The 13,975-nt window shown below is 56.1% G+C and carries 8 protein-coding genes and 1 pseudogene; 1 reads left to right on the top strand and 8 read right to left on the bottom strand.

Features of this window, described 5'->3' with window-relative positions; genetic code table 11:
• Window positions 1–24 precede the first annotated feature (24 nt).
• The 7 genes from RHM69_RS16655 to RHM69_RS16625 all read right to left on the bottom strand — a co-directional run bounded on the left by RHM69_RS16655 (window position 25) and on the right by RHM69_RS16625 (window position 10,537).
• Window positions 25–1,113 (bottom strand): UvrD-helicase domain-containing protein, encoded by a 1,089-nt coding sequence (locus RHM69_RS16655; RefSeq protein WP_130175027.1) that lies wholly within the window; start codon window positions 1,111–1,113, stop codon window positions 25–27.
• Complete coding sequence (locus tag RHM69_RS16650; protein ID WP_130175026.1) at window positions 1,106–2,704, bottom strand: ATP-dependent nuclease; 1,599 nt, start codon at window positions 2,702–2,704, stop codon at window positions 1,106–1,108. Before RHM69_RS16650 ends, RHM69_RS16655 begins: the two co-directional genes overlap by 8 nt.
• A 42-nt stretch (window positions 2,705–2,746) precedes the next feature.
• Window positions 2,747–3,805 (bottom strand): hypothetical protein, encoded by a 1,059-nt coding sequence (locus RHM69_RS16645; protein WP_130175025.1) that lies wholly within the window; start codon window positions 3,803–3,805, stop codon window positions 2,747–2,749.
• 247 nt (window positions 3,806–4,052) lie between these two features.
• Window positions 4,053–5,489, bottom strand: a complete 1,437-nt coding sequence (locus RHM69_RS16640) for a tyrosine-type recombinase/integrase (RefSeq protein WP_130175024.1) — start codon at window positions 5,487–5,489, stop codon at window positions 4,053–4,055.
• A 2-nt stretch (window positions 5,490–5,491) separates the two neighbouring features.
• A complete protein-coding gene (locus RHM69_RS16635) occupies window positions 5,492–6,121 on the bottom strand; it encodes a hypothetical protein (protein ID WP_130175023.1) in 630 nt (209 codons plus the stop codon).
• Window positions 6,118–8,217 carry a site-specific integrase gene (locus RHM69_RS16630; protein ID WP_130175022.1) on the bottom strand — a complete coding sequence of 700 codons (2,100 nt, stop codon included), beginning with the start codon at window positions 8,215–8,217 and terminating at the stop codon, window positions 6,118–6,120. The genes RHM69_RS16635 and RHM69_RS16630 overlap by 4 nt, the downstream gene beginning before the upstream one ends.
• Window positions 8,201–10,537, bottom strand: a complete 2,337-nt coding sequence (locus tag RHM69_RS16625) for a hypothetical protein (RefSeq protein ID WP_130175021.1) — start codon at window positions 10,535–10,537, stop codon at window positions 8,201–8,203. Before RHM69_RS16625 ends, RHM69_RS16630 begins: the two co-directional genes overlap by 17 nt.
• Before the next feature lie 79 nt (window positions 10,538–10,616).
• On the opposite strand from RHM69_RS16625, the pseudogene hrpB reads away from it, so the two are divergent.
• A pseudogene (gene hrpB, locus RHM69_RS16620) lies at window positions 10,617–12,743 on the top strand (ATP-dependent helicase HrpB); the annotation flags it as partial.
• Between the two features lie 122 nt (window positions 12,744–12,865).
• On the opposite strand, the gene RHM69_RS16615 reads toward hrpB, so the two are convergent.
• The gene (locus RHM69_RS16615) at window positions 12,866–13,954 is read right to left on the bottom strand and encodes an endonuclease/exonuclease/phosphatase family protein (protein ID WP_019818052.1); all 1,089 of its coding nucleotides are present in this window, start codon (window positions 13,952–13,954) and stop codon (window positions 12,866–12,868) included.
• Between the last annotated feature and the right edge of the window lie 21 nt (window positions 13,955–13,975).

The raw sequence follows: 13,975 nt of genomic DNA, 5'->3' as shown, positions 1-13,975 counted from the left end.
AAATGGGTGGTCAAGTCCATGCAATTACTCAGCGGCGACAGTTGGATGCCAATAGGGGATCTGTGAGGCCCCTGGCTTATCCAAGACAATCGCCACACTTTGCTCGGCCCGTGTGACCGCTACATAAAAATCGGCTGCGGATAGGGGCAAGAGATACTCCCCTTTGCTGATGAACTTGCCGATAGGTTCGGTTGGATAAATCAGCACGCGGTTGAAGGTTTGCCCTTTGGATACCCCAAAGTTCATGTAGTTGAGGTCGAACTCCGTCCCCGAGCGAATGCTGTTGCGCAGGCACTGGGGTTGGAATGTCTCAACGTACTGACGGACGTGAGTCTTCTTCACGAGGAAAACGCCGTCGTGGGGTGTGATCGAGTGATTCTGTGAGGTCGTTTCCGGAAACTCCCAGATTGCCTCGAAGATGGTGTCGGAAAAGGTAGCTATTGTCTGGCAGCACCTCCACGTGACAGAGCTGTAGTTGATTTCCAGGCGGCCTGCTTTCTGCTGTTTTTTGAACCATGCAATGGATTTCGAGTAGGCAAAGGCCTTCTTCATTTGACCACGAGGATTGGTGGACAAGACTGCCTGCCGGACGTCCCCGACGAGCCGTATCTCAATGCGTGTGCCGAACAGCGCCTCCAGGATGTCCCAGTCGTAACCTGAAAGATCCTGAACCTCGTCGATGAGTATTTCGTCGTAAAGGCATTCGAGGCGTTGAATCAAGGCCCCGCCGCTTTGGCCAATCAGTTGGTGGGCCAAGCGTGCTAATTCCTTCGCATACACACTGTCCGACGAATCGAAAAATCGATTCTCACCGCTGGCATATCGTCCTGGATCACCTTCGAAATTGAAGCCCCTGCAGCGCTTGCCGGGGAATGCGAATGGGACGAAGGGTTTGACGAAATGACGCAGCAAAAAGCTGAACCAGCCAGAGACTTCCAAGCCGGGTCGGTCTCCGGCATACCGCCTTACGCGCTCGCGCAACTCGATCTGATTGGCCTGGGCGAAGGTGATGAGCAGAACTTTGCGATCGGCTGCTAATGCTTTGCAATGCTCCACCAGGCCTTGAGTCTTGCGAGCACCCGCAACTGCCAGGGTCAGGTAGTTTTTAGCCATGAATGAACGCCGCAGCCGCAGCCATATATGGTGGCGGTGTGACCGTCTCCTTGGATTTGGCGATGAGAAGTGCTGCTTCCGTTTTCTCTCTCGACATCCATTTCTCAAGCTTGGCCCTATCAGTGGCCCCAAGAATCTTGCGCAGAGACTCTTCGCTGTTGCACGCCCTCAATTGTGGCTCCAATGTCCTGCCCGCTTCCTTTGCACCAATAAAGAGTTCGCGCTTTCCTGTTTCGAGCAGTTCGCTGACAGTTTCCTTAAGGGTTTCTGGGTCTTCTCCGTCGTTGTCTCGAAGAACTGCAACTGGTCGATCGATGGCAGTACACAGTTCAAGGCAGCGCCTCAACGTCAGCCCGTGCATGCTCATCACATCAATCCCCAGCTCCATCGGGTGCTTACCGTAGAGGTCTTTGAAGAATCGCTCGAACAGAATCTCGTCCGAAGGGCCCTCCACTAGGACGAGCTTGTGAGCCAGCACCATCCGCAACGTGTCGAAGCCTGGGAGCTTTTGGAAATAGCCGACCGTGTCCGGATCAAGCGTCTCGATGTGAGATGCCTTGCCGCGATGCAGGAGGAGCAAGGAGCTCAGGCCGAGGCGATTCAGCACATAGGCACTGTGGGTCGAGATGAACAGTTGACGCTCACCTGCAGCCTCCTCGATGCGCGACAGCAGCGTGGTCAAGCTGGTATGTGACAGGTGATTCTCTGGCTCTTCAATCATCACGATGCTGGTGTGCTCGGACAGGCGCTGCATGGCCAGCGAAATCTTGATCGAAGCCTGCTGCCCTTGGCCTGCCAAGGCGAACGGCACATGATCTACGTGTGGTGTGACCGACCCCTCCCAGGAGGATTGAGCGCTTTGATCCATGGCTAAGGCCATCACCTGGTTATCCAGTGGCGCTCGAATATCCTTGAGGCGATCATTCACTCCTCCCAGGGAGTTAGAGGTCATGGACTCTTTGATCTCGCGGTAATGCTGGGAGATCTTGGCTTTCTCGCTCGGCTCCAAATGGTCACTGAGGATCTGGCGTAGGTGATAGTCGACGCCTGAGGTTGAGCGGACGGTACGGGAATCGATAGTCGCAACGGCGAGCTGCCGGGGGCGCCGAGTCAGTACCTCATCCCCAAAGGTACGCCATTCAATCTTGTAGTACTCAACGGGTATCAGCGCGCTGGGGTTGATACGCCACTGGGCAAGTTCCTCGTCATACTCGGGGTTAGGAATGACCTTGAACGAGATACCAGGGCAGGCATTCGTCTTCCTATCGCTGTTGATCGCCCCGCAGAGAAACTGCAACTCTGGCCGATTTTCTAGAAATAGCTCAATCAGGATCTCTGGTAGCGCCGATTTTTCATCCCAGGCGCAGTCTTCCAGAAATTGATTAACCAGGTCTTTGTTGAACCAGTACGGGTTCAGCTCCTCCTGAGCGGAGCGACCACCGGTACGCCCGTTGAGCGCGAGACCAATTGCCTCCATCAGGGTCGACTTCCCCGCGTCATTACCGCCCACAAGGATATTGAGATCCCTGTTGGGCAGCAGCGTGAAGTCGCCGTAGATCCGATAGCCCTGGATTTTGATCTTCGTGATCATCTGCTGTCCTTACATGGAAGGGATGTCCGATTAGTCGGTGCATTACTCATAGTGGAGCTCACCAAATAGTCCGATCATGAGGTCGCCGTCCAGGATCTCAAAAGGTAGGGTGACGTACTGATCTCGATGGCGAGGTAGCGCCTTTCCATCGTGCGGTGCGTTCTTCGTGTGCCCTTGAACCTTTTCCCCGTTCTCCTTGATATAGGGAAGCACGACGATCCGGCCATGGTTCTTGGATAAGATCGTTCCCTCGTACCACAAGGTGTTTCCTTCATCGCTGCTGGACTCGCCACCCGTGTTTTTCAGCACCCACCGTGGCACCCCGTCGTCCTCATACCAGAACACGAAGCCACCGCAGACCACTACTCTCTGGCCGCGCATCCTCGCCTCGGCAAGCATCTGCTTGACGCTCGCTAACTGCAGCAGCTGATTGGCTCTGGGAAGAAGCAGTGCCCGAATCTGTGCTTTCGTTCTCCCCCAGTGATCTGCTCCCGAAAGACCGAATCCTTTGGCTGTCACCTCTCGCAGGCAAATCTGCGAGCGTTTGGGAGACAAGGCTCCGATCTGTTCCCACGTCTGGTCTTCGGTACGACGAAGGCACATGTTGAATCTCGGGATGGCAACTATCTCCAGGTAAGGAGCGCGCTCAAGCTCCTGGTAGAGGGGTTGTCGCAAGCTTTCCATCGTATTGTGCAGTTCCAGCTCCTGCATGTTGGGACGGGGCAAATGGGCGTTTCGCTTGATTGCTTCGCGCTCCATGAGCTCTTCTTCTCCCCGGATACGGCGCGCCGCCGTCAGTGCTTTCTCGACCTTCAGGGCGGTCGAGTTCTGAAGCACAGGATCCGGCACCGCCTGAGCTACCAGTTCACTGGTTCGGCTGTTGAATTCGTCCGCAGCTCCTATGGCCTCCTCGTAGGAGGTGAAAACAGCCGCCCTCGCATGGCCACTGCCGTTATCGTAGAAGTAACGCTTCCAGGACAATTGGGAGTCGGGGAAGAGCTTGAGTGCCCGCAACTGCCATGTCCATCCGATGCTGAATTGCCGGAACGGAAGGACGGCCAGGGTGGGCATTGAGTTGTATGGCATCTGATCTAGGCGCATCGATTCTCCCTGCTTTTTGCGTTCTAACGCCCGTGGAGCGCTGGAGCTAATCCTAGGGGAGATAGATTCCCCCGATCTCATGGATAGCATATTGCCAGGATGAATCAATACTAGACCGCTGGTGAGGCGTTATGAGGTTGTGAGAGCCGCCTCCTGGTATTGGTATTGCTACGGATCTGGCGCTTTAGGTCAAGCAGGAGGCCGCTGAGCGGCTTATTGGCAGATCGCTTCATCTGCCTCAGCCTTATCACTTTTTCAGCGACGTAATGCGCTTCTCTGCGATCTCAGCGTCTTGCTTGTACAGTTCCTTAAGCTCCTGCCTTAGTCGGAGGTATTCGGCTACCGGTAAACCTTCTTCCAACTGCTGCTCAAGGTCTTTTGAGAGTGTGAAGTACTTGTCCATAGCCAGTGTAAGGTGCGTTGAGCTAAGGGTCTCGGTGTAGCCCGACAGATCCCTGAAAGCGAGATGGATGTAGTTCTCCACCGAGTCTGGGTCGAGGTGACCAGTCCATTCGGCGACCTCGGCTTTGAAGGTTTCGGTGTCCAAAAGCGCACGCCGAAAATCATCCGCGTTGTTCAGCTGATGCCGTGCGATGAACTGGGTGAAGAGGCGAGTGATCATGGCATGCCGGAACATGTGCGGGCAGATCTGAGACTCGATACCTGCGAGCTTTCGAAGCTTTAGGATTTCGTTAGAAAAATTTTTGTCGCTGAGGGGCTTTCCGGTTCTGGAGCATACAAACAGGTAGCCGTGATCCTTGCTTCCTTTGTAAAAATTGCGCATGAGCTTGCGCCGAGGGCCATCGATGAACCGGTCTAACATTCGCAGCGTTGGCATCAGAATCGGTACATACCGCTTAGCATCTTCCTCACGCTTCAGGGTGTCCAAGCGCAATACCGGAGAGTCGAGGCCAAGAGCAATCGCATCGCGCACATCCTGCACCTTCAGGTTTGCCAGCTCGCCACGCCGAGGGCCGAGGTCATTGAACAATTCGATCATTATGAGGCGCCGCATTTTCACGAAGTCGGTGGCCTTGTCCTTTCGATTGGCAGCCCTAAGCATCTGTACTTGCTCGCTGGTAACAGGGTCACGACGCCGTACTCGGTGAGGCTTGCCGAATGAGTGGTGCCAAAGATGGGACTTTAGAACTTTTCTGCCTCCCCGGACTTTGATGTAGTAGGTCTCCTCGCGCGCACGGATGGTTCCGTTCTCTGAAACGAAATTCGGGTGACGATAGAAGGTGCCCACAAAAACCAAAAAATCGAGCCACACCTTGCCCGTGGCAATCACACTATTTTCTGTCTTCTTGGGCTGAGCTGGATTGTACTTAGCGGGCTCCAGTCGGATTTCGACAATGTAAGCCGTGAAGGTTTGATCCGTGAGGTTGATCGGATCGATACCATCCCGATAGCACCGCTTCAGCAACTGTCCCACCATCCCTGCATGGCCTGCCATCGAGCCCCCCTTCGTCCCCCTCCGGGAAAGGCCATTGCGTGTGCGACCTCGGTTGTTGAGCAAAGTCTGAAGATACAAGTTGCCGATGAGGCAGGGCGAACCGTTCGGCCAACACAAGAAGGACATGTTCGTCGCCTCTTTGGTGCTGAATCGATCGACAGAGTAATGGCTGAAAAATGTAAACTCACCGAGTAGAGAATGAAGCTTTTTCTTGGTCACGGCTTGCATGACTACCCCTTCCTGTAATCGGCAATGTTGGACACGTCGGCGGAGGGTGCCGGCGCTTCGACAGTGTGCAGGGTATTGAAGGGTGGCATCGCCATGCTGAGGATCGCTCTTAGGTTCTCAGTTGCATCCTGCGCCGCCTTTTCCCGCAGCAAGTGGGAGGAGGCGTTGTGGATGTTGAAAAACCAATCGTGGGACTCTGCCAGCGCTTTAAGCAGGAGCATGTTGGTCTGGCGATGCAGCAGAAGCTCATGCTCCAGTTCGGCAACCTTCAGCGTGAGGCCAGAGCGGCTGCGCTTGTTGGCTCGCTCTCCACGATTCTCCGCAATCTTAAGGGCTTCTAGCGCTTTGAGCCTTAGGTCATTGAGGGCCTTGAACCCGCCAGGTAAGTGACCTTCGGCGTAGGTTTTCAGAGAGTTCAGGCTCATGGCCATGATCTGTAGGGATTCGCCACGATCGCTGGTTACCATGCGTTCTAGAGCCGCAATACCACCTTGGCTCTTCAGCGCTTTAAGAAGCTCCTGGTCGGCATAGTACTGCTTAGGCCGTTTGATAGCTTCAACCAGTAATGCGTGCAGCCCACGCACCGACGGCACGGCCTGTGCGGCCAGTGAAACACCCTTGCCCTTGCTCATGCTGCCTCCGGAGCACGCTTAAGGCGCGCCACAATCTTGAATTTTTTGCCTTCGTGATCGCTGAAAAACTCGGGCTCGATCTCGACCCAGCCCTCCTGCATCAACTCCACAATTTGATCTTCCAGGTCGTGGGTGCTGATCAACGTGAATTTTTCAGTACCGTAGCGTTCCTTCAGCAGATGCGTGAGCTCCATGAAGTTCTCATAGTTGCCTTGGTGCAGTTGCTCGGCCACGGCCTGCGCTTTCGCGCTGGCCAGCACTGCACCATCAGTCGACTCCGTGATGTAGCGGTATACGTGCTTCGGATCAGTGTGCCCGAGCATCCATTGCAGCGTATCGAGCTTGGCGAAGCTGCCGCAGTAGAAGAACAGCATCGCGAAGAACCGGCGCATCTGATGCTGGCGGAAGTAGTGTCGTTCCCCCTTAGCCGTCAGCGGGGTCTCAAAATAGTCGCAGTAGAGATCCAGGTTGCGGTTGTAGACGTAGGCACTGGACTCTGTCAGTTTCGCTGCACCCTTGAAGTTCGGAACAGAAAGGAGCTTCTGAAGCTTCGGGATGTAGCCGATACGACGAAGCACCTTCTGCATTCGAATGAGTGTCTTGATCATATCTGCCGCGATCGGCTCGATCGGCCTGGCTTCTCGGCGGCGCATGCCAAACAAGTGCCGAGTGCTTTTTGCGTTCCGGAACAGCAGCCAACCCTCGGTCTCATCTAGGCAGTCTTTGGCGTTCAAGTCGTACAGCTCGCTGACCCTGCGTGCCATCAGGATTCCCACAGTCAGCTGTACGCAGCCTATGTAGACGCCCAGAAGCTCATAGAGGCCATGATTGGCACGCAGGCTCTCAAAATAGGATTCTTTGGTGCCCTTGATATTGCTGTGGTATGCCCCGTTGTTCGCTGAGTTCATAGCCAAGCAAAGCTTGCTTACACCAAACGCTGCCAGCTTGGGCCCTACCAGTTGTTGAACCTCTGATGCGGTCAGGGCGCTCGGGGAAACGCTGCGTTTACGACACTCTAGTGCGATACGGCAAAACGCCCTGCTAAGCTCCTGGCCATGGTCGAGGTGAAACTCGATTGCCTGGCGCAGACCCGTGAAGACGATTTCGGACGGAAGGGTGCGGAAGCGCCCGATGGTCGACAGATCAGGCTGGAATTTTTCCGCCTTTATGAGGGCTTCTTCCCTTGGGGCTGGCAACTTCAACTCATGGAGAACGCCTAGCTGATACACTGCGCGCCGGTAAGTAACGTATGTAGAATCACGCATTTTTTCTCGGGCGCCGCTTGTTACAGGCGCACCTGGGAACTCACGATCGAACTGTGAGGAGTCATCATTATAAATGAGGATGTCATACATCACTTTGGGTTGGTTTTTCCCCCAAAGGGTCTCTAGATAGATCTCCTGCGATAGCTGAGTGGTGTTTGGTCTGTTACCACCCACCTGCTTGTGGTAGAAACCTTTAAGATAGAGCGCGGCGCGAACTTTAGGAATTAGCTCGCAAGCAATGCCGAGGTTGTTATCGACACGCTGCTCATCGGAAACTTCGGCAATTTGGGGCATGGCTTGAATGAGTTCGGCCAAGGCGATGGAACTGGTTGCTTCGACAAGCTTTAAGCAGTAATTTCTCAGCCGTTCACGCCAGTTGTACACCGACTCTGCAATGAGTGGAGTGTCAGCAAGCGTTTCGAGAATCTCTGTCAAGTTACCGGCAGTAAGACCTTCCAGGCCATACTTCGCCAATCGGTAGCGTTTGCCATTAATTAACAAGAAATCCAAGATGTGGCATGCATGACAGAAGCGCTGAAGCTGCTGGCCCTGGACTTCATTGGTCTCCTGAATATAGCCCGAATCGTCACGAGTGCAGGACGTTAGGTAGTACTTGAAGCCCAACAGAAGATTTTGGTTTTTGGCATCCGTCAGCAGGCTTCCATCATCCAGCTGCACCCTCCAATCCAGGTTTTTGGGCTTTTTGTAGTCAAAGCTGTATTCCCAGATATCAGCGTCGAAGTCATTCAGCAGCCAAGACGCGTATCGATACGCCTCTGAGGGCTCAACCAAGAAAGGGGCAAGGAAATCGAGCTCAGGAGGCAGTTGCATAGATCAGGTCTTCCATGTGAGAGGCATTGACGTGGTGTTGAGCAGCTTCGAGGTGATCAATCAAGTCACTGTCCAGGCCTTCCTCAATATCTTTGACCACCAGATCCGTGAAGCGCGCCCAGTAGATGGCCTTCGAGCAGAGCTGCCTGCCTGTTGGGTTTGTCTTGGTTGCTTCGACAACGGCGGCTTTTAGCGACAGCAGGGCCGTGAGCACGCCGGTATCGATCGAAACGATCACCTGGCCAGGCTTGTCAGCATCAGAATCGTTGGCTGCGGCTGCGGCTGCGGGCGTCTTGAGATAGTCAGGGTTCTGCAAGTGCTCCGGGATTTCCCGCAATGCGTGGTTTTCCAGGAATTTATGGAGCTCCTCCATGCTTGCGAAGTGGGCGACTTCTAGCAGGCGCGGGCTGTCTTTCATAGCGCGGCAGATAATCCCGCGCTGAAACAGACGGATCCAGCGTGTCTGGAAGAAGGCCAGGATGGGCTCTGGCAAGTAGCTGCTAAGCAGTGTGGAGGTGTATCCCTTGTGGCCCAACGCCCTGGCCATCTCCTCAACGTCGTGATCACGCAGGAAGATCTCGACGGCTGCGGAAGCGCGAAATGCTGTGACTGACAGCCTAGAAATGAAGCGCACGGTCGCGAATTCGCTACGATTTCCAAGAACCATGAACTCTTCAACCATTTCGCGTCTGAACTTAATGGTTTTATCATTCAGCTTAATGGACTCTGGCTTAGACGGTGTAGCAAATCGTCCTGCGGTGTGAAGAAACATATATCGCCACTCGTCGTTACCTGCTGCTCGAAGCTCGTCTCGCAATACTTGGTTCATGGAAAGCGTAAGCTGTACCCACTCGGTCTCTTCATCCGATAGCAGGATCTTTCTCTCACTATTATGGCCGCCAGCCCTGTCTTTATATCCGGTCAATTGATAGGCGCCCGACTCTGTTTTTGTGAGCGCTGTTAGGTCGCCTCGCTTATCATAAAGTTCTAGGCCCAAGAAAAACGCGTCGGTGACATCTGGATGTCCGTGGATCAATAGCATCTGTAGAGCGAAGACGGTCTCTACGCTGGGAATGCCAAGAAGCTTATAGGCTTCGCCTTTGGGAGCTTTGCCCAGGATGCTCTTTAAGTTGTTCTTGAAATATGTGATCCCTTTTTTTAGGAAGGTCGCACATATATTTTCTGCGCCAATTTCGTCGATAGTTTTTGCGTTGCTGTTACCACCGGTGATAACAGTTCCTCGTTGCCCACGCTCTACACAGGCCTCGTATGCTTCTTTGGCTTTTTGCAGTCGATGTCTCGCCCATTTCAAAACGAGCGCGTTGTCTTCATGGATGTTTTTGAACAGAATTTCGATAGCTTCGCTATCGGTAAGGTGGATAGGAACTTCTGTAATCAATTTGTCCTTTACAACTGTTCCGTCAGCTTTCTGTTTGGTATTTGTCTTTGTACCTGACGTCGACTTTGAAATTGGCCTGGGTAGAGCGCCCGAGAATGGCTTAGCCCAAATTCCGGATTGCAGAAAAACCTCATCCATTGAGAATACAAATTTTGAGTAGGAACGGCTTCGGTTATCTAAGTCTGTACCGTTTTCTAATGCCTGTGTGAAGCTGTGGAACATGAAGTCAACGAATAGTCGCCTGATTTCCACTGGATTTTGGAATGTCGAGATTGGCCAGCGTTCTTCGTTGTTCGCGAGATAATAGACAAATGTATTGAAGTCAGAATGGGATGGGCTCAACTTTTTCGACATGTTGTTGCTGTAGTGTTCGTACACACTTTCAGCGAACTCATGGCCATGAGAGTTCCACAAATAAGCAATGGGCACGTACCCGTTTTTTCCATTACGGCCTTGAACCGTCCAGCCATTCCAGTACCGCACAGCAATAGGATCCAGGTGATGTTGCATCTCCTGCCACACGTGCTGGTAGAGCTTAGGTTGCCAGTCTGCGGTGGTGAGTTCCGGCAGCATCGGAATCTCTTCGCGCATCTTGATCATTAGCTTGACGAAGCTCCGCTGGTACTCCCTCCTGGCTTGATATCCCACGGGAACTAGCGAGTCGCCATCGAGGGCCCCCAAAAAACCTTGGATGACTTTTTCGAATCCCGCGTTCGAAAGTGACAGGTAGGTGATGGGCGTAGCGGTCACATGACAGTAGGCATCGAAAACGGGAATGAGGTTGCCAGCCTTTGTATTGGAACGTGTGGCTAAAGCATCGAAAGAACGCTGCATGAGCTCCAGGACGTCACGAGGGATCGCTGTGATCGGATAGAAAGGCAAACACTGCATTTCCTTGATGATTGTCAAAGTGTTTTCCATTCACATAAATCCATTCAAGCCACTGTATTAACTACATTTTTGACAGCTTTGATAAGATAGTGCAAGTGGCAATCTCGTCGAGCGCAGCCTCGATGCCGACCTGGCGCTGGCCCTGAGCCTTAACGGTCGCGAGCTGTTTCGCGACGAGCAGCCGCTGAAGATCCTGCTGATGTCCGCCACCCTCGAAGGCGAGCGCTTGGCCGGCCTGCTGGATGACGCGCCGATCCTGCGCAGCGAAGGGCGCATGTTCCCGGTGCAGATGCGCTGGGGCCGGCCGTACCAGGCCGGGGAGTTTATCGAGCCGCGCGTGGTGCAAACTATCCTCGAAGCCCTGCATGACGAGCCCGGCAGTGTGCTGGTATTTCTGCCGGGGCAGGCGGAGATTCGCCGGGTCAACCAGCAACTGACTGAGGCCTTGGGAGATCGCCCTGATGTACTGTTATGCCCGTTGCACGGTGAGCTGGACCTCAACGCCCAGCGCGCCGCCATCGACCCGGCGCCGGCCGGCAAGCGCAAAGTGGTGCTGGCCACCAACATCGCCGAGACCAGCCTGACCATCAACGGCGTACGCGTGGTGATCGACGCCGGGCTGGCGCGGGTGCCGCGTTTCGACCCCGGCAGCGGCATGACCCGCCTCGACACCCAGCGCATCTCCCGCGCCAGCGCCACCCAGCGCGCCGGCCGGGCAGGGCGGTTGGAGCCGGGGGTGTGTTACCGGTTGTGGTCCGAAGACCAGCACGACGGTCTGGCCGCTTATGGCAGCGCGGAAATCCTCGCCGCTGACCTGGCAGGGCTGGCCTTGCAACTGGCCCGTTGGGGTGTGAAGCCCAACCAGTTGGTGTGGCTGGACGTACCACCGACTGCCGCGTATGCCCAGGCCCAGGATCTGTTGCAACGCCTCGGTGCATTGGACGAAGAAAACCTCACTGCCCATGGCCAGAAGATGGCCGAGTTGCCGGCTCACCCGCGTATCGCCCATCTGTTATTACGTGGCCAGGACCTGGGCCTCGCCGCCACCGCCTGCGACGTGGCAGCCTTGTTGGGCGAACGCGACATCTTGCGCGGCGGCGGTGCCGATTTGCACAGCCGCCTGGCGCTGATGTCCGGTGAAGAACGTGCGCGCGGCACCCAGGGGGGCGTGCAGCGCGCCAAGCAACTGGCCCGGCAATACCGTGGCTACCTGCGCGGCAAGGCGACCCAGCCGGTGGACAACCCCGACCACCCGCGCTGGCTCGGCGCCTTGCTGGCATTGGCCTACCCGGACCGCGTCGCCCAGCAACGGCGCCCTGGTGGCGCTGAATATCGTCTGGCCAATGGCCGAGCAGCGCTGTTTGCCGAAGCCGACAGCCTGATGAAACAACCCTGGCTGGTGATCGCCGACCTGGGCAGCCGCCAGGGCCAGCGTGAAGAGCGCATCTACCTGGCGGCGGATTTTGCCCCGGCGCTGTTCGACACGGTGCTGGCCGAGCAAGTGCGCAACGTCGACCAACTCGACTGGGACGAGCGCGAAGGCGTCTTGCGTGCCGAGCGCCAACGCAAAGTCGGTGAACTGGTGCTCAGCCGCGAACCCCTGACCGGCCTCGACGAATCCGCTCGCAGCCAGGCGCTGGTCAACCTGGTGCGCCGCAAAGGCCTGGAACTGCTGCCCTGGACCCCGGAACTGCGTCAGTGGCAAGCCCGTGTGATGCTGCTGCGCCAACTGGATGCCGGCAACACCAGCGAGTGGCCCGACATCAGTGACAAGGCCCTGCTCGCGAGCCTCGAACACTGGCTGATGCCTTACCTGGGCAAGGTCTCGCGCCTCAGCCATTTCGCCAACCTGGATATCTTCAGCTACCTGCACAACCTGCTGCCATGGCCCTTGCCCCAACGCCTGGAAGAGCTGGCGCCGCAGCATGTGAAAGTGCCTTCAGGGTCATCGGTACGCCTGGACTACAGCGAACAGCCGCCGATCCTGGCGGTGCGCTTGCAGGAATTGTTCGGGTTGGCAGACACCCCGCGCATTGCCGGCGGGCGCCTGGCCGTGAAGCTGCACCTGCTGTCCCCGGCGCGGCGACCGGTGCAGGTCACGCAGGACCTGGCGAACTTTTGGCGCAGTACCTATGCCGAGGTGAAGAAGGATTTGAAAGGGCGCTACCCCAAGCATTACTGGCCGGATGACCCGTTGGTGGCCGAAGCGACGGCCCGGATCAAGCCGCGTAAGTAGGCACGATGCAGTTCAAATGTGGGAGCTGGCTTGCCTGCGATCGCATCGCTGCGGTGTCACTGAAAGACCGCATCGGCGGCATCGCAGGCAAGCCAGCTCCCACAAAAGATTAAGGATGTGGGTTATTGCGCGGCAGGCAGCAGGAAGCGGGCGATAACCGGTAGATGGTTGGAAATGCGCAATGTGTCCTCCTGCCTCACCTTCGCCTCCACCCGCTTGATGCGCGGGCTGTAGAACAGATAATCCAAGGTGCGATCCGGCCCGTCCAGGCTCGGGTCATTGGGGAAGTGCGTCAGCCATTTTTCTCGATCAATCCCGCTGGACTCGCTGTTACGCGGGATCATCGGGTACTTGTCCCACAGCAGGTGCAACTCGCTGTCCGGCGCATACTGCCCACGCTTAGCCGCGTCCAGGCGCAGGTATTGGCCCAGTGGCAGCAGATTGAAATCCCCGCCGATCAACCAGGGCGTGCCCCGGCCTTCGAACTTGTCCAGCAGCTTGGCCGTGGCTTGCACTTGTTGTTGCGCTGCCGAGCGGCCAGGTGCGCCGCCGTCCAGGCGTGTATTGAGCACCGCCAGTTGGCCGCCATCGCTCAAGGGCAGGTAAGTCAGTAGCAACGCAGGTTTAGGTTGGAACTGCCGGCTGATGAAGTTGGTTTCGGCGGCCGGCAGTTGCAGGCGTTCGGCGTGTTCGATCTGATAGCGGCTGAGCGTAGCTAGCTTGCGCCCGACACTGCCGAAGATATGCAGGCTGGGCACAAAGTCGGCCTTCCAGTCGAACGCCTGGGCGCTGCAGGGGTAGAGGTCGACCAGACGCTCCTGTAACAGCGCAAGCTGGTCCTGATAATGGGAAGGCTTGGCGCCTTCGTCGACTTCCTGCAACAGCAGGATGTCGGGTTGTTCGTCGCGAATCACCCGCGCCACTTCGTCGAGGCTGAAGGCCATGTCTTCGACGGTGGGGCGATCGTCCGGGCCGCTACCGTCCGGGGTGTCGTACCAGAACACGTAGTTCTTGCCGGCCAGGTATTGCACATTCCAGGTCATGACCTTGAGCGCCTGCCCCGGCAACAGTGTCGGCGCACGGGGTGCCACGCAGCTGACGGGCAGGGTCTCTTTGTCGGCAGGGCGCCAGGTCAGGCTGTAGATCAGCGCGGCCAGCAGGCCGGTGATGATTAACAGGCTCAACAGGGTGATGCGCAATAAACGGGTCATCGGCTCGGCTTATATGCGTGT

Origin of the sequence: Pseudomonas sp. CCI1.1 (assembly GCF_034348165.1) — a bacterium.
In the GTDB taxonomy this organism is placed as follows: Bacteria; Pseudomonadota; Gammaproteobacteria; order Pseudomonadales; family Pseudomonadaceae; genus Aquipseudomonas; species Aquipseudomonas paracarnis.
Note: the sequence above shows the minus strand (reverse complement) of the source record. Positions and strands in the feature narration are given on the sequence as shown.

Coding starts and splice junctions, on each gene's coding strand:
- RHM69_RS16655 (WP_130175027.1), bottom strand. CDS start 1,113: ATGGCTAAAAACTACCTGACCCTGGCAGTTGCGGGTGCTCGCAAGACT.
- RHM69_RS16650 (WP_130175026.1), bottom strand. CDS start 2,704: ATGATCACGAAGATCAAAATCCAGGGCTATCGGATCTACGGCGACTTC.
- RHM69_RS16645 (WP_130175025.1), bottom strand. CDS start 3,805: ATGCGCCTAGATCAGATGCCATACAACTCAATGCCCACCCTGGCCGTC.
- RHM69_RS16640 (WP_130175024.1), bottom strand. CDS start 5,489: ATGCAAGCCGTGACCAAGAAAAAGCTTCATTCTCTACTCGGTGAGTTT.
- RHM69_RS16635 (WP_130175023.1), bottom strand. CDS start 6,121: ATGAGCAAGGGCAAGGGTGTTTCACTGGCCGCACAGGCCGTGCCGTCG.
- RHM69_RS16630 (WP_130175022.1), bottom strand. CDS start 8,217: ATGCAACTGCCTCCTGAGCTCGATTTCCTTGCCCCTTTCTTGGTTGAG.
- RHM69_RS16625 (WP_130175021.1), bottom strand. CDS start 10,537: ATGGAAAACACTTTGACAATCATCAAGGAAATGCAGTGTTTGCCTTTC.
- RHM69_RS16615 (WP_019818052.1), bottom strand. CDS start 13,954: ATGACCCGTTTATTGCGCATCACCCTGTTGAGCCTGTTAATCATCACC.